This window comes from Glutamicibacter nicotianae (assembly GCF_006539525.1).
Taxonomy (GTDB): Bacteria; Actinomycetota; Actinomycetes; order Actinomycetales; family Micrococcaceae; genus Glutamicibacter; species Glutamicibacter nicotianae.
Genome location: NZ_BJNE01000021.1, coordinates 1 through 15,871 on the forward strand (window position 1 = coordinate 1; position 15,871 = coordinate 15,871).

The 15,871-nt window shown below is 64.4% G+C and carries 12 protein-coding genes; 4 read left to right on the top strand and 8 right to left on the bottom strand.

Annotated features, from left to right (window positions below; genetic code table 11):
• Nucleotides 1-288 precede the first annotated feature (288 nt).
• Entirely contained in the window at nucleotides 289-1,251 is a 963-nt protein-coding gene (locus tag ANI01nite_RS15170; RefSeq protein ID WP_141358988.1) for a LysR family transcriptional regulator, read from the bottom strand.
• A gap of 234 nt (nucleotides 1,252-1,485) precedes the next feature.
• Here ANI01nite_RS15170 and ANI01nite_RS15175 point away from each other — a divergent pair, with 234 nt between their 5' ends.
• Complete coding sequence (locus ANI01nite_RS15175; protein WP_141358990.1) at nucleotides 1,486-5,004, top strand: bifunctional proline dehydrogenase/L-glutamate gamma-semialdehyde dehydrogenase; 3,519 nt, start codon at nucleotides 1,486-1,488, stop codon at nucleotides 5,002-5,004.
• 74 nt (nucleotides 5,005-5,078) lie between these two features.
• Here the strand turns inward: ANI01nite_RS15175 and ANI01nite_RS15180 are convergent, their stop codons facing one another.
• The 5 genes from ANI01nite_RS15180 to ANI01nite_RS15200 all read right to left on the bottom strand — a co-directional run bounded on the left by ANI01nite_RS15180 (nucleotide 5,079) and on the right by ANI01nite_RS15200 (nucleotide 9,895).
• Nucleotides 5,079-5,678: a hypothetical protein gene (locus tag ANI01nite_RS15180; protein WP_141358992.1), complete on the bottom strand. Its 600-nt coding sequence runs from the start codon at nucleotides 5,676-5,678 to the stop codon at nucleotides 5,079-5,081.
• 54 nt (nucleotides 5,679-5,732) lie between these two features.
• Nucleotides 5,733-6,905, bottom strand: a complete 1,173-nt coding sequence (locus ANI01nite_RS15185) for an ABC transporter permease (RefSeq protein WP_141358994.1) — start codon at nucleotides 6,903-6,905, stop codon at nucleotides 5,733-5,735.
• Nucleotides 6,902-7,783, bottom strand: coding sequence for an ABC transporter ATP-binding protein (locus tag ANI01nite_RS15190; protein WP_128469127.1), 882 nt, complete (start codon nucleotides 7,781-7,783; stop codon nucleotides 6,902-6,904). The genes ANI01nite_RS15185 and ANI01nite_RS15190 overlap by 4 nt, the downstream gene beginning before the upstream one ends.
• A gap of 79 nt (nucleotides 7,784-7,862) precedes the next feature.
• A complete protein-coding gene (locus ANI01nite_RS15195; protein WP_141358996.1) occupies nucleotides 7,863-8,528 on the bottom strand; it encodes a response regulator in 666 nt (221 codons plus the stop codon).
• A complete protein-coding gene (locus tag ANI01nite_RS15200; RefSeq protein WP_170214667.1) occupies nucleotides 8,525-9,895 on the bottom strand; it encodes a sensor histidine kinase in 1,371 nt (456 codons plus the stop codon). The genes ANI01nite_RS15195 and ANI01nite_RS15200 overlap by 4 nt, the downstream gene beginning before the upstream one ends.
• A 150-nt stretch (nucleotides 9,896-10,045) precedes the next feature.
• Here ANI01nite_RS15200 and ANI01nite_RS15205 point away from each other — a divergent pair, with 150 nt between their 5' ends.
• On the top strand, nucleotides 10,046-10,597 hold the full coding sequence (locus tag ANI01nite_RS15205; RefSeq protein WP_141359000.1) for an acyl-CoA thioesterase: 552 nt from the start codon (nucleotides 10,046-10,048) through the stop codon (nucleotides 10,595-10,597).
• Nucleotides 10,598-10,620: 23 nt separating this feature from the next.
• Here ANI01nite_RS15205 and ANI01nite_RS15210 read toward each other — a convergent pair whose 3' ends face one another.
• Both ANI01nite_RS15210 and ANI01nite_RS15215 read right to left on the bottom strand, forming a co-directional pair.
• Nucleotides 10,621-11,229, bottom strand: coding sequence for a phosphoribosylanthranilate isomerase (locus ANI01nite_RS15210; protein ID WP_141359002.1), 609 nt, complete (start codon nucleotides 11,227-11,229; stop codon nucleotides 10,621-10,623).
• Nucleotides 11,226-12,212: an acyl-CoA thioesterase gene (locus ANI01nite_RS15215; RefSeq protein ID WP_141359004.1), complete on the bottom strand. Its 987-nt coding sequence runs from the start codon at nucleotides 12,210-12,212 to the stop codon at nucleotides 11,226-11,228. The genes ANI01nite_RS15210 and ANI01nite_RS15215 overlap by 4 nt, the downstream gene beginning before the upstream one ends.
• A 162-nt stretch (nucleotides 12,213-12,374) precedes the next feature.
• Here ANI01nite_RS15215 and ANI01nite_RS15220 point away from each other — a divergent pair, with 162 nt between their 5' ends.
• Entirely contained in the window at nucleotides 12,375-14,072 is a 1,698-nt protein-coding gene (locus tag ANI01nite_RS15220) for an ABC transporter ATP-binding protein/permease (protein WP_170214668.1), read from the top strand.
• Nucleotides 14,072-15,832, top strand: coding sequence for an amino acid ABC transporter ATP-binding/permease protein (locus tag ANI01nite_RS15225; protein WP_141359008.1), 1,761 nt, complete (start codon nucleotides 14,072-14,074; stop codon nucleotides 15,830-15,832). Before ANI01nite_RS15220 ends, ANI01nite_RS15225 begins: the two co-directional genes overlap by 1 nt.
• Nucleotides 15,833-15,871: the final 39 nt, after the last annotated feature.

Sequence of the window (15,871 nt, forward strand, 5' to 3'; positions counted from 1 at the left end):
CCGGACAGGGCGGCAACCCAGGGCTTCAGGCCGCGGTCGGCCAGCATGTAGTCGTCAATGTTGTTGGTGCGGCGATATGCAATGTAGCCGATGCCAAGCATCGCGGCCATGTAAATTGCGATCGCAATCATCTGGAAAGTCTGGTCGGACATTTTTCCTCATTACCGTTTGTGCCTGCGGCTATTCCCAGCCGCCAAAGGCGCGGATTTCTGTGGTGCGAGTCACCACTATGGCACTATTTCCCGGGTTTGTCGCCGGGTGCCATTCGGTCTGTGATCTATCTGTTATCTAGTCGACCGTATCGAAGTCTGCGGGTGTAGCCAAAATCGCCGAGTTGCTTGCATCACTCATTCCGGGCTGGGCATGCAGCGATTTGCGTACCGCGCGGATGGCCGGGGACTGGGCGGAAGAATGCCGCATGGCGGTGAAGATCGTGCGCTCGGGAGCGCCGGGAAGATCCACCGTGCGCAGGGCGTGGCGCTGGTCGCGCAGCACCAGTTCCGGGAGCATCGCCACGGCGTTGCCCGAGGCGACAAGCTGCACGTGAGCCTGCAAATCAGCGGTTTCGTAGCGCAGGTCCGGCTCGAACCCTGCAAGCCGGCAAGCCTGCAGGGCCCAGTGCCGGCTGGCGGCCCCGTCGGGCTCGACCACCCAGGGCAGGGAATTGGCGTGCTCCAGGTGGTGCACCCGGTCGAATTCGGCGTTCCCGGCTCCGCCTCGCGCCGGCAAGGCCAGGCGGATCGGATCGTGAGTCAGAACACGCCGATCGAGGTTGCCGTAGTGCGGCGCCGAGTGCCCCGAGTACTGCTCGGCAACCACCAGGTCGAAGTTGCGGCTGCTGGTTTCATTCAGTGCATCGGCTGGTTCCTGCTGGCTCATTTCCACTCGCAGGTTGGGGTGCTTGGTGCGCAGTTCGCGCAGCGCCGGCGGCATGAGGCGCAGCATTGCGGTCTGGAAAACCGCTAGTCGGACGGTTCCTGAAACGGTGGACATGGCCGCGGACAAATCCGCTTCGGCGCGCTCCATGGAGTCGAGCAGTTCCTCGGTGTGGGCCACCAGGATCTGCGCCTGCGGGGTGAGCTTGAGCGTGCGCCCGGTGCGCCGCAGGAGCTCCACCCCGGTTTCCGCTTCCAGCTGGCTCAGCTGCTGCGACACCGAGGAGGGCGAGTAGCTCAGCGCATCGGCCACCTCGGCAATGGTTCCGCGGATATGCAGCTCGCGAAGCAGGCGCAATCTTCTCAGTTCAAGCACGGTTTTACCGCCATTCAGTTAATGCGGACTCACGGAGCCCAGATACTTTGGCAAAACCGAACGATCATCTTCGGCTTTGTTCACTTTTGCTTAAGACAATAAGGGTTCATACTCGATCTTGCACACAGCTTTTCCTTGCGCTCCGCCGGCCACGGCGAAACGCCAAGAAAAGCCATAACGACATCAGCGTTCGGTGCCGAACCACAAGTACGAATTGCATCGAAGGGACCACCAGTGTCTTTCACCCATACCCAGCAGGCAGTGCCAGCCGCACTGGATGCCGACGGCAACCCGCTCACCTCGCCGGCCGAACTTGCTGACGACGTCATCAAGCTGGTGCGCCGCTGGCTCACCGAAGCCTCCGACTACCCGGTGGATGCCGCCGCCGCCCGCCTGGCCGGCGTGCTCAAGGATCCCAAGGGCCTGGACTTCACCGTGGGCTTCGTCGACGGCGTGATCCGCCCCGAAGACCTGAAGGTCGCGGCGGCCAACCTCAAGCAGCTGGCCCCCATGGTTCCAGGCTTCCTGCCCTGGTACATGCGCAAGGCAGTCGCCGTCGGCGGCGCCCTGGCCCCGGCTATGCCGCAGGTAGTTGTCCCCATCGCCCGCAGGGTCCTGCGCGAAATGGTGGGCCATCTGATCATCGACGCTTCGGATGCCAAGCTCGGCGGCGCGATCTCCAAGATCAAGCGCGAGGGCGTGCACCTGAACGTCAACCTGCTCGGCGAGGCCATCCTCGGCGAAGGCGAAGCCGCCCGCCGGCTGGATGGCACCACCAAGCTGCTTGAACGCGATGACGTGGACTACGTATCGATCAAGGTTTCCTCCACCGTCGCCCCGCACAACCACTGGGCCTTCGACGAAGCAGTGGAGCACATCGTTCAAAAGCTGCAGCCGCTGTACCAGCTGGCTGCCAGCAGCCCGAAGAAGAAGTTCATCAACCTGGACATGGAAGAGTACAAGGACCTGGAGCTGACCATGGCGGTCTTCACCAAGATCCTGTCCAAGCCGGAGTTCAAGGAGCTGCCAGCCGGCATCGTGCTGCAGGCCTACCTGCCCGATGCCCTGAGCGCGATGATCCAGCTGCAGGAATTCTCCGCGGCCCGCGTGGCCGACGGCGGCGCGCCAATCAAGGTCCGCGTGGTCAAGGGCGCCAACCTGCCCATGGAAACCATGGAAGCAGACATCCACGGCTGGCCGCTGGCCACCTGGCACACCAAGCAGGACTCCGACACCAGCTACAAGTCGGTGCTGGAATACGCCCTGCGCCCGGAACATGTGGAGAACATCCGCATCGGCATTGCCGGGCACAACCTCTTCGATGTCGCCCTGGCCTGGCTGCTGGCCAAGTCGCGCAACGTCACCGACGGCATCGAGTTCGAAATGCTGCTGGGCATGGCCACCGGCCAGGCCGAAGCGGTGCGCAAGGAAGTCGGCTCGCTGCTGCTCTACACCCCGGTGGTGCACCCGCAGGAATTCGACGTGGCCATCGCCTACCTGATCCGCCGCCTCGAAGAAGGCGCCAGCCAGGAAAACTTCATGTCGGCAGTCTTCGAGCTGGCCAAGAGCGAGGAATTGTTCGAACGCGAGAAGAACCGCTTCCTCGCGTCGCTGGAAACCATGGCCAATGTGGTTCCCGCCCCGCACCGCGTGCAGAACCGCCAGGTCCAGGACCCCGAGCTGGGCGCTCGCGTGGCAGGTTTCGCCGACGGCACCACCAAATTCTTCAACACCCCTGATACCGACCCGGATCTGGCGCAGAACCGTGCCTGGGGACGCGAGATCCTGTCCAAGATGCAGGACTCGCCGCTGGGCAAGGACCTGGTGAAAGGCAATACGCTGAACAGTGCCGGCGAGCTTGACGAAGCCATCGCCATGGGCGTGGATGCCGCCGCCGGCTGGCAGCAGCTGGGCTCGGCCGAGCGTGCGCAGATCCTGCACCGCGCCGGCCTGCTCTTCGAGGAGCGCCGCGCCACCCTGCTGGAGGTGCTGGGCTCTGAATGCGGCAAGACCATCGACCAGGGCGATGTGGAAGTCTCCGAAGCCATCGACTTCGCGCACTACTATGCCGAACTGGGCCGCGAACTGGATGCCGTGGACGGCGCGCAGTTCGTCCCCTCGAAGCTGACCGTGGTGACCCCGCCATGGAACTTCCCGATGGCGATCCCTGCCGGCTCCACGCTCTCCGCGCTGGCCGCCGGATCCGCGGTGATCATCAAGCCTGCCACGCAGGCCGCCCGCGTGGGCGCCGTCATGGTGCAGTGCCTGTGGGATGCCGGGGTGCCCAAGGACGTGCTGCAGCTGGTCTTCGTGGGCGACCGCTCGCTGGGCCAGCAGCTGGTTGCCGATGAGCGCGTTGACCGCCTGATCCTCACCGGCGGCTACGAGACCGCCGAGCTGTTCCGCTCCTTCCGCAAGGACCTGCCGCTGCTGGCCGAAACCTCCGGTAAGAACGCCATCATCGTCACCCCGAACGCGGACCTGGACCTGGCCGCCCGCGATGTCGTGGCCTCGGCCTTCGGCCACGCCGGACAGAAGTGCTCGGCCGCCTCGCTGGTGGTGCTGGTGGGTTCGGTGGCAGAATCCCGCCGCTTCAACAACCAGCTGATCGACGCGGTGAAGTCGCTGAAGGTCGGCTACCCGTGGAACCCGGAATCGCAGATGGGCCCGCTGATCGGCGAGCCGGGCGAGAAGCTCAAGCGCGGTTTGACCACCCTGGGCGCCGGGGAGCGCTGGGCCATCGAGCCGAAGCAGCTCGATGATTCGGGCAAGCTCTACTCGCCGGGCGTGCGCTACGGCGTGGCCCGCGGCAGCGAATACCACAAGACCGAATACTTCGGTCCGATCCTCGGAGTGATGACCGCCGATACGCTGGAAGAAGCGGTAGAGATTGTCAACGAGGTGGACTACGGACTGACCTCGGGCCTGCACTCGCTGGATTCGGCGGAGATGGGCTACTGGCTGGAGAACATCCAGGCGGGCAACATCTACGCCAACCGCGGCATCACCGGCGCCATCGTGCAGCGCCAGCCATTTGGCGGCTGGAAGAAGTCGGCCATCGGCGCAGGCACCAAAGCCGGCGGACCGAACTACCTTGTCGGCATGGGCTCGTGGACCGATGCCCCGGCCAAGCAGGGCGCGGCGCTCTCGGCCTTCGACGAACGCCTGCTGAACACCGCCGAACTGGACTCGGAGCAGGCGCAGTGGCTGCGCTCCGCGCTGGCCAGCGACAAGCTGTGGTGGAACACCGAGTTCAACCAGGCCAAGGACCGCTCGGGCCTGCTCGCCGAACGCAACATCCTGCGCTACCGTCCGGTCGATGTGACCGTGCGCTTCGAGGAAGCCACCAGCGGCCACGGCCTGGCCGAGGCGCTGCGCGTCATCGCCGCCGGCGTCACCGCAGGGTCCCGCGTGCTCTTCTCCGCTGATGAGCCGCTGCCGCTAGGCGTGCGCAACCTGCTGGCCGAGAACTCGGTCACCGTGGTGCGCGAGGATGCCGCGGCCTTCGCCGCCCGCGCGGCGAAGCTGGCTGCGAAGACCGGCCCGGATTCCGCTGCCCGCATCCGCCTGATCGGCGGCTCGGTGAAGGCGGTTGCCGAGGCGACCGACGGCAAGCCGGACGTGGCCGTCTATGCTTCTCCGGTGACCGCTGCCGGGCGTGTGGAAATGCTTCCGTTCCTGCATGAGCAGGCGGTATCCATTACCGCGCACCGCTTCGGCACCCCTAATCACCTCAGCGATGAGTTGATCTAGCGAGTAAGCACATATGGCTGTGGCCAGCATCCAGGTGAATGGATGCTGGCCACAGCCTTTTTCTTGAGAACTATCTACTTCTTGCGTTCCTTGAGCTTGGCGGCCAGGAAATCGGCCGCGGCGGCGAGCAGCGCAGGAACAAGGTAGCGCGCCAAGGTCGCCAGGGTGAAGGCGAAGACGGATCCGCTGGCTGAACCTGCAACCGACAGGGCAACGAAGCCCAGGCCCACCGCGGAGAGCAGGCCGGCAATCCAGCCGGCGAGCTTGCGCGGACGCAGGATGAACCAGCCGGCCAACGACAGCACCGGGAGCACGATGCCCCACACGGTGAAGTAGCCGGTGTACATGCCGGTCAGATCCAGCGCGGAGACCAGGAACCAGTCGCCGTACTCCACGGTGTCCAGCACTGGCAGCTTCAGCAGGATGTCCAGGACCTGCGACAGCAGGACCAGCAGCATCGCGAAGATCTTCGTGTCCTTGCGTGCTTCGAGCAGCCAGAAGCTGCCGATCGCCACGAGCCTGATCACCCAGAGGGCAATCAGCGAGAACAGGCTGCCACCGGTGACATAGTCGGCGGTGGACAGCAGCGTGGATCCGGTAATGCCAACGATCAGCACCAGCCAGACAATGATCAGGCGGGCCGGCAGATGCAACAGTGGTTTTTCTTCGCTCACTTGTTCAAGTCTAGTGACGCTGGCTGTGCAACGTCTTGGTCCCGCTTCGCCGGCTCAGACCTCGAGCTTCAGTGCCTTGCGCAAGGTCAGCGCGCCACCGGTGTGCATTACCGCCCGGCGGTAGATCCGCTCCGCGAACAGCAAGACGAGCCAGCAGGCGGCAAGCAGGATGGCCAGGGAAAGCACCGGTTCCCAGATCGCTACCTCGCCGGAGAGCAGGCGGATGGGCATCGCCGCCGAGGAGACGATGGGAATGTAGGAAGCGACCACCAGGAAGCTGCCCTTGGCATACAACCCGATGAACAGCACCGCCATCAACAGCCCTACCACCGGCCCGCTGGACTGCTGCAGATCCTCGGTGCGGGTAGCCAAGGACCCCAGGGCCGCCCAGATCCCGGCCAGGAGCAGGAAGCCGCCGAAGAAGAACACCACGAACCATCCGGCCACCTGGGTGACGATTCCGAGGAACGGGATCTGGATCGGGGAAATGTAGGCGGCCAGCAAGCCGATGCTGAGGAAGGCCAGCAGCTGGAGCATCGCCAGAATGACATTGCCGATGATTTTTCCTGCCAGCAGCTGGCGCAGGCGGATGGTGCTGGCCAGGATCTCGACCACGCGGTTCTGCTTTTCCTCAATCACCGAATTGGCTATGGGCATGCCGAAGAGGAACGCCGCCATGTAGAAGAGGAAGGAGAAGACCAGTCCCATGACACTGGCCATCGCCGCCCGTTCGGAGTCGCCGTGAAGCTGGTCGGTGACCAAGTCGTCATTATCGGGCAGGCTGGATGATTCCAGTCCGGCCTCGGCGAGTAGTTGATCGGTCATCACCGATTTCATCGCCTCGCGGACCAGGGAGCTGAGCTCCTGGTCAACCTCGTTGAAACCGGTCAACGTGAATTCCCGTGCGTCATCCGAAGCGGACAAGATGGCGCTCAGCTGCTCGGCGGAGAGCTGCTGCTTGGCATTCTCTGGAGTAAGCCGTGAAATGCTCAATTCCACATCGTCGGGGCGATCCTTGATCACCTGCTCCAGCACCTGGTAACTCGTATCGTCGGTGGCTGCCACGGTGAAATGCGAGGTGCGATTGCCCAGGACGCCGGTAATGGCCACCGAGCCGACGATGAACAGCAAGGTCACGATGGTGCTGATGATGAAGGCCTTGTCGCGCAGCTTCGTTTCGACTTCGCGCAGGGCAACGATAAGCCATGGGGCTGTGGAAGCGTTCACTTGATGATCTCCCGGTAGATGTCGGCCAGCGAAGGGCGGTGGACCGCGAACTCTGCCACCGGGCCGCGGCTCATGGCGGTGGCCAGCACGCGTTGGGCATCTGATTCGGAATCGAAATTCACCAAAGCCTCGTGGCCCGAAATATCGATGACGGTGACGCCAGGTTCGCTGCGCAGCCACCCGGTGTCGGAACCCAGGGAGAGCCGGTGGCGGGAAGCCTGGGTTGCACGGAGCTCATCAGCCGAGGAATCGGCCAGGATCCTGCCGTCCTGGATGATCACCAGATGATCCACTAGCACATCGAGCAGATCCAGCTGATGCGACGAGAAGAGCACCGGAACGCCGCGCGCCGCATAGTCGCGCAAGATCGAACTCATCGCATCAACGGCGATGGGGTCGAGGCCGCTGAAGGGTTCGTCGAGGATGAGCACATCGGGTTCGTGCAGCAGTGCCGCGGTGACCTGCACGCGTTGCTGGTTGCCCAGGGACAGCGATTCGAGCTTCGACTTGGCTCGGTCATCGAGTCCGAAGCGGGCCAGCAGTTCCATGGCGCGTTTGCGCGCACCGGAGCGGGTCAGGCCATGCAGCTGTCCGAGGTAGACCAGCTGGTCGATGACGGGCTGCTTGGGATACAGGCCGCGCTCTTCAGGCATGTAGCCGAAGTTGGGGCGCGTAGCCCCGGTCAGCGGCTGGCCGTTGAGCGTCACGGAACCCGAATCGGCACTGAGCAATCCCATGATGATGCGCATGGTGGTGGTCTTGCCGGCACCATTGGCGCCGACGAATCCGGTCAGCGCCCCGCCCGGTACGGTGAAGCTGATGTCGTTCAAGACTGGATTCTGCGCGAATGACCGCGAGACATGATGTAGCTCAAGCATGCTTTCCTCTGCCAGATATTGATCCTGCTCATCAGCTTAGGAAAAGACGGAGCATTTGCGCTCCCTCTGGGGAATGAAACTATTGGATGAGTCCGGCGCGGTGGGCGAAGAGGACACCCTGCACCCGGTCGCGCAGGTGCAGTTTTGCCAACAGGTTGGACAGGTGGGTCTTCACCGTGGCTTCAGACAGCGAGAGCACCGCGGCGATTTCCTGGTTGTTCTTGCCCTGGGCCAGCTCGGACAGGACCTGGCGTTCGCGTTCGGTGAGCGTTTCAAGCTGCTGTGCCTCGGCAGATGGCTCTGCCGAATCCGCGCCAGCGCCAGCCCCGGTGCCACGCTGGATGAGCTTCAGCGTGACTTCGGGGGAGAGCAGGCCATGGCCGGCGGCGACCTGGTGCACAGCGGTGACCAGCATTTCAGGTTCGGCATTCTTCAGCAGGAAACCGCTGGCGCCGGCATCCATGGCGTCAAAGAGGTAGTCGTCGCGGTTGAAGGTGGTCAGCACGATGACCTTGGTCTGCGTGGTGCTGGCGATGAGCTTGGTGGCTTCGATGCCATCCATCTGCGGCATCTGGATATCCATCAGCGCCACCGTGGGATTCAGCTCACGGACCAGGTCCAGGCCCGCTTGGCCGTTCTCTGCCGTGCCGATGACCTGGATCTGCGGGTCGGTTTGCAAGATCAATTTCAGCGACGACAGGATCAGGGACTGATCGTCGCAGATCACCACGGTAATTTTGCTCATGATGACAGTGTAGTTGCCGCGTCGGACACCACCCGCAACCGGGCTCGGGTGCGCCAGCCGTGCGGAATGCGCGGGCCGATTTCCACCAGCCCGTGATGCAGCTTGGCGCGTTCGCGGATGCCGCGCAGGCCGTAGCCGCCACCGGCTGAATCAGGCCGGGGACGGCCGCTGTCGGTGACTTCGACTTCTACCCATGCGCCCTCCGCATCGGTTCCCGAACGCAGCGAGAAGGTGGCTGTGCGGGCAGTGGAATGCGTACGGACATTGGCCAGAGCCTCGCCGCTGATGCGGTAGAGCGCGAGCGACAGGCCGGCTGGCAGGGAAGAAATGAAACCGGGCTGGTGCTCATCGCACGAGAGCTGGATGCCCAGTCCCTGCCGCTCATTCGTGGCGATCAGCTCATCGAGCTGCGCCATGGACGGTTCGGGGTTCCGTGCGCCCTCGGCCGAGCCCGGCACATCATCCGGGTCGTCATGTTCGCGCAATACGCCCAGCAGGGCCCGTGTTTCGCTGACTGCGCTGCGCGCCGAGGATTCGATGCCGCGCATCAGCTCGATTGACTGCTGGGGATCACGGTCATGCACCATGCGGGCGGCCGAAGCCTGGACGCCCACCGAGGCGATGTGGTGGGCGATGACATCGTGCAATTCGCGGGCAATGCGCAGCCGTTCCTGGTTGACCGCGCGGTCTGCCAGCTGCTGTGACTGCTCGGCAATGCGCTGCGCCTGGATTTCGACGATCTGGCTGGCATAGGCATTGGTCCAGCTGACCATGCCAAGGAAGATCGCACCTCCGAAGAACATCAGGTTCATCAGCAGGTTGTAGAGGACGAAGGCCGTGGTTGCGGGCAGGACGCCTGCCGGTTCTTCGACCATGGAGGTGCCGGTCGCCTTGAACAGGTCCGAGGAGAAAAAGGAAATGATCAGCCAGGTGGCCATGAACAACAGCACCACGCTCATTGCCGTCCACAGGCCCCGGCGGTTCTTCGACCAGGTAACCGCCGTGTAGATGCCAATGAAATAGGCCAGCTGCGCGCAGAGTTCCATGCCGACCCGGTACGTGTTCTCGTTACCTGCGCCGAAGAAGGCAGCCGAGCCGATGAGCATCATCGAAATCGGCCAGCGCCGGCGGAACATCAGCGGCACGATCAAGGACGCCAGCACCAGGTAGGAGAGCAGGCGATCTGGCGCGTCCTCCCGTTCGGTCAGGGACTGCATGAGTTCGTGCATGGCCAGCGCCAGCAGCAGGAAGCCCGCGGCAACGATCACATCTCGGCGCAGTCCCTTCCGATCGGGAGCGGGGCGTTCCCAATCCACCGGAGGCAGCGTGGGGAGCCGACGGTGAACTAGCTCGGGCAGTCGGCGCATGATGTTCCTTGTTTGTTGCGTTGGCCAGGCATTGGAACCGACTTTACCGTTTTGCGCAGTTCCGGGCATGAGCCTGGAGGCTTAGTCTCGACGCTGAGCTGGGAAGGACATGATCTAGGAATAAAGGTTACTAACGAGTAATGTGATGGTATGCACATGATTTTCCGAATCTTCCTGGTCTACCTGAAAAGCAAGAAGGCTTCCAAGCTGACCATGTTCGACACCAGCTCAGTGGACATGCGCGCCACGCTGACCGATATCGACTTTGCCGGCCACATCAACAACGGCATGTACTTCTCCATCTTCGACCTCGGGCGTTTCGATTTGATGTTCCGCTCTGGCGTCTGGGACATCATGTCCAAGAACAAGTGGGTTCCGGTCGTGCAGACCGAGACCGTCACCTTCCGCAAGTCGGTCCGCCTGGGAACCAAGTTCTCGCAGGAAACCCGGCTGATCGGCATGGACGACAAGTGCATCTACTTCGAACAGCGCATCGTGGTGAAGGGCGAGATCTACGCCCGCGCCTACATTGCCACCCGCATGACCTCGAAAAAGGGCGCAGTTCCCAATGAGGAAATCCTGGCGGCTGTCGGCGCGGAAATGCCAGAAGACCTGGTGCTGCCTCAATGGCTGCACCAATGGCGAGAGGACGGTGCGCTGCCCAGCACCCGCAAGCCCGCCCCGCATAACTGGATCCGCTGAATCAGCTGTCGCGGGGAGCTTGGCTAGGCCTTGGCCGCTTCGATGAAACTGGCGATCAGCTTGGGTTCCTTGACCCCGCGAGCTGACTCCACGCCCGAGGAGACATCGGCGCCGAAAGCGCCGGAGGCGGCCAAGGCTTCAGCCACATTCTGCGCGGACAGCCCGCCGGCCACCAGCCAGCGGCGTCCAGCGGCCAGGTCCTTCACCGCCGCATAGTCCCAGCTTTCGCCGCTGCCTGGAACCGAGGCGTCGATGAGCAGCAGCTCCTCGCCCCAATCGGCGAACTGCTCTTCGGGGTCATTGCGGCGTACCGCACGGATGACCTTGAACCCCGCCTCGTGGGCGGCTGCCACATCCGCGGCCGTGCGCTGCCCATGCAGCTGCACCCAGCCCACGCCGGCCTGTCCGGCCCGCTCCAGCACCGTGCCGATGTCCTCGCTGCGGAAGACTGCCACGGTGGCAATGCCTGCGGGAACCGCCTTGACCAGTTCGGCAGCGCGCTGGACCGGAATTTCGCGGACGCTTTCGGTCAGCACGAACCCGATGGCATCGGCGCCGTGGGCCACGGCAACGGCCACGTCCTGGGCTGTGGAGAGGCCGCAAACCTTGACGAATGGCTTATCTGTGCTCACTTGGCGTTCTCCTCGGCCAGATGCACTGGGGTGTAGCCGCCGGGCGCGTTCGCGCGGATGGCCAGCAGGTCGCGGGCGTGATTCCAGAGCCGCCGGTCCTCCTCGGAGACCGGGACCCACGGCTTGACCGGAACAGCAGTCCCGGTTTCATCCCGCGTGACCATCACGGTCAGGCAGTAGGTTGTCAGCTGCATGTCGGTGGTCTTCGGATCGCCCGAACGCACATGCACGGCAATGTGCATGCCCTTGTTGCCGGTATAGACCAGGCGGGCTTCGACCTCCACCAGGTGGCCGATCAGCAGCGGCCGGTAGAAGCGCACCCCGCCGGAGAACACCGCAACTGTTTCCTGCTGGCAGTAGCGGGCCGCGCACAGCTCCGCGGCATCATCGATCCACTTCATCACGATGCCGCCGTGCACCTTGCCGCCCCAGTTCACATCGGTCGGCGCCGCCAAAAAGCGCAGGACAACCCGCTCGGCGGTGCCTTCATCGGTGTAGACCTGGCCATTCATGGACGCGACAATCTGCTCGCGGATCTCGATGCGTGCCAGCGCATTCTCGCGCATGGCGATTTCCTTGGCCGTGCCCGGGGTGAACGTTGGAACCGGTGTCGGCTTGCCCTCCTCGTCCACCGCTACGAAGATCACCAGGCAGCTGCTGAATTTCACCGGCCGCAATTCGCGCGGATCGCTGAAGGACACCTCGGTATGGATATGCATCGAGCTGGTGCCGGTGTACACCACCGAAGCGGTGACCTCCACCAGATCGCCGGAGTGGATCGGGTCCTCGAAGTGGATGTTGCCGACATAGGCGGTGACGCAATAGCTGGAGGACCACCCCACCGCCGCGGCGTAGGCGGCCTTGTCGACCCATTCGAGAACGGTGCCCGCAGCCACGATCCCGGTGACATCGACGTCGGTCGGCGCGGCAAGGAACCGCAGGGTGACAGAATGCGGACGTTGTTTCAGCTCCGGAGTGCTCATGCACTCCAGTTTCGCGCACTTCGCAGGCCACGGGCAATGTATGACGCTTCAACGGCCCGCGCCTTGACGGCACATTCCGCGGCGGGAGGCTGCCGGGTGGCTCTGGCCTAGGATAGGAGGGTGCGTAGGGTCTTTGGAATTTTTTCGGCGTCAACAGCCATCGTGGTGGCACTGAGCCTGATTGCCGCGGCCGGAACCGCCGGCCTGGTGATCGTCGTGGGCCAGGGCCTGGATGAGCTCTTGTCCGATCGCCGGCTGGGCACCCAATGGTATTTCAGCGCCGTCGGCGAGCTGCTGGCCATGGCCGTCGCCACTTTCTTGATTCCCGTGGTGATCTCGCGCAACAGCCAAGACCTCACCGAGCACCACCGCATGAAGCTGCTCAAGCACTATCTGTCCATCGGCCCGCTGGCAGTGCGTGCCGCAGGCGAGGGGGAACTGGTCCATGCTGCCATGGATTCGGTGGAACGGTCGGTGAAGTACCGTTCAAGCTTCATCGGCCCGGCCGTCTCCGCGGTGGCCACCCCGGTGTTGATCCTGTGCTTCATCGCCTTTGCCATTGACCCGCTCAGCGCACTGCTGATGCTGGTTCCCACCGCACTGGTTCCGGTCATCGTGCTGGGCTTCCAGCGGCGCTTCGGCGCCTCGAACGGAGAATACCGCCGAGCCCAGGGCATCCTCTCGGCGGCCTTCCTTGATGCGCTGCGTTCCCTGGGCATGCTCAAGCTCAACGGCGGCAGCCGCTGGATGGGCGCCCGCATCGAAAAGGCCACCGAACGGGTACGACAGCAGGTGATGAAGCTGCTGGCCCGCAACCAGCTGATCCTGCTGGTCATCGATTCAAGCTTTGCCGTGCTGCTGCTCGCCACCGCCTGCCTGCTGGCCTGGTGGCGCGCCGGCTCCGGGGCGATCTCCCCGGGCGCAGCGCTGTCCCTGGTGATCCTGAGCTTCTTGATGCTCGCGCCGGTGAACTACGTGGGCAGCTTCTTCTACATCGGGATGACAGGGAAAGCCGCCGAGAAGAAGCTGGCAGAGGTCGCCGGCATCTCGATGCACCGCTCCATGGCCAACCCGCTGGACGTGGACCTGCGCCACCGCGATCTGATCCTGGACGGCGTCAGCGCCGGCTACGACAGCGGGCAGCAGGCGCTGTCCGGCATTTCCTGGCATTTCCCGGCAGGCTCGCGGACCGCCATCATCGGGCCATCGGGCAGCGGCAAGACGACCCTGCTGCGCGTGCTCCAGGGACAGCTCGAAGCGTCGGACGGCACCATCCGCGATGTCCGCCAGGCCATGGGCCCGGCAACCCTGAAAGCCAGCACCGCCGTGGTGGAACAGCAGGCAACGCTCTTTGGCATGAGCCTGCGCGAGAACCTCCTGCTCGGTGCGCCAGGCGCCAGCGACGGAGAACTGCTCCACACGCTGCGCCGGGTCGGGTTGGGACCGTGGTTCGAGGGGCAACCCGATGGATTGGACCAACGCCTGGGCGAGGGCGGGTCACGCCTCTCCGGCGGCCAAGCCCAACGCCTGGCGCTCGCCCGGGCCTTGCTTGCGCAGCGACCGATACTGCTGCTCGATGAACCGACCAGCGCCCTGGATGTGCAGAGCGAAGCGGAAGTGCTCGGAACTCTGCGCGGCTTGGACCGCAGCACCACGGTCATTACCGTCACCCACCGTCTGGGCCTGCTCGCCGACTACGACTATGTGCTGGTCATGGACCAGGGACAGCTCATCCAAGCCGGAAGCCGCGAAGAACTGCTGGCCACCGATGGCTATCTCAAAGAGGCAATGGACGGATTCCGCCACCGCGCCGAAGCCCTGCACTCCGGCGGCCGGACCGAAATGGGGGAGGGGAACTAATGCATACGCAGAAAACCTCCACGCTCACGACCGTCGCCTGGCTGCTGGGCAGCACCAGGGATCTGCTCCCGCCGCTGCTGCTGGCCTGCGTGCTCGCCTGCGCCACCCGGCTGGCGTCCCTGGGAATCTACGTCATCGCCGGCCTCGGCCTGGCCAAGGCCCTGCAGCTGGACACCGGGTTGCTGCCAGCCGGCACCGGCTGGGGCATGCTGGCAGCCGCGGTCATCGTCCTGGGACTGGCCAAGGGAGCACTGCGCTACCTGGAACAGTATGTTGGCCACCGGGTGGCGTTCCTGTCGCTGGCACGATTGCGCAACCGCATGTACGAGGCCTTCGAACGCCAAGCGCCGTTCACCGCCGGCACCAAGAATTCCGGCGGGATGCTCGCCAAGGCCACCAGCGACATCGACAAGGTAGAGGTGTTCTTCGCGCACACCCTGCCCCCGGCCGTAGCGGCCGTAGTAGTCAGCGCCCTGGCAACCTGGGGCACCTGGTCGCTCTTCGGCAGCGAACCGGCCCTGGTGCTGCTCGCCGGCTATGTGCTCATTGGCGTGCTCATCCCGGCCATCGGCGTCGGCTCCCTGCGCTCCAGCGCCCGGAGCACCGCCGCCGCCCGCGGCGTCCAGAATCAGCTGCTGACCGACACGCTGGCCGGCATCGACGTGATCCACGGCTTCAACGCCGGCAAACCGGTCATGGAGAGCCTGCGCGGCAGCCTGCAGCAGACCAGGCAGGCCGCCCGCTCGACCGGTAGCTGGACCGCGGTACGGGCCACGCTGACCCAGCTGGTGATCTGGGGCAGCCTGCTCACGCTCTTTGTCCTGCTGGGATCCGCCAGAGAATTCGGCACGCTGCTCCTGCTGTGCTGCGCCCTGGTCCCGTCCTATGAAGCGGTGCGCGCCGTGGACGGCTTCATCCTGGGCCTGCAGGACTCGCTGGCCAGCGCTCGCCGGCTGCATGCCACCGCGGCAGCCAGCCATCCGGTGCATGAAACAGCCAACCCGGTGCCCCTGCCTGCCACCGGCACCTTGCGCGTTTCGGATCTCTGTGTTGAATTCGAAGGCTATCGCGCAGTTCAGGGCGTGGACTTCGACCTCGAACCGGGATCTTTGATCGCCATGGTGGGCGAGAGTGGCTCCGGCAAGTCCTCGATCGCCGCCGCCCTCGTGCGGTCGGTGGAAGCGGAAGGCATGGCGAGCTTTGCTGGCGTGCAGCTGGAAGCGGCGAGCTTGGCGCAATTGCGCCAGCGAATCATCCTGGTCTCCCAAGAGGCGGTGATGATCCGCGGCACGCTGCGCGAGAACCTGCTGCTCGGTGCCGAGGGGATCAGCGACGCGGCGATGGAAGCGGTCCTTGAAGAGCTGGGACTGGGGCCATGGCTGTGCAAGCAGAAGGACGGTTTGCAGACCCGGCTGGGGGATCGCTTTGCACGGCTTTCCGGCGGCCAGCGGCAGCGGGTGGCCCTGGCCAGGGCGCTGCTGCGCCAGCCTGCGGTGCTGATCCTCGATGAATCCACCAGCGCGCTGGACGCCAGCAGCGAGCAGCTGGTCCTGGATGCTGTGGAGCGCCGGCGCGCCGAAGGGATGGCGGTGCTGATGATCAGCCACCGGCTCTCGATCCTGCACCGGGCACAAAGCGTGCTGGTGCTCCGCGATGGCCGGGTGTGCGAACGCGGTGCGGCGCAGGATCTGCTGGCCGACGAGCAATCCTTGTTCTCCCGCATGTCCGTGCGCGAAGCAGACAAGGTCCTGCCCAGCTGATTCATGGGCGCTGGCTTGATGGGACTGACAAGCTGGAAG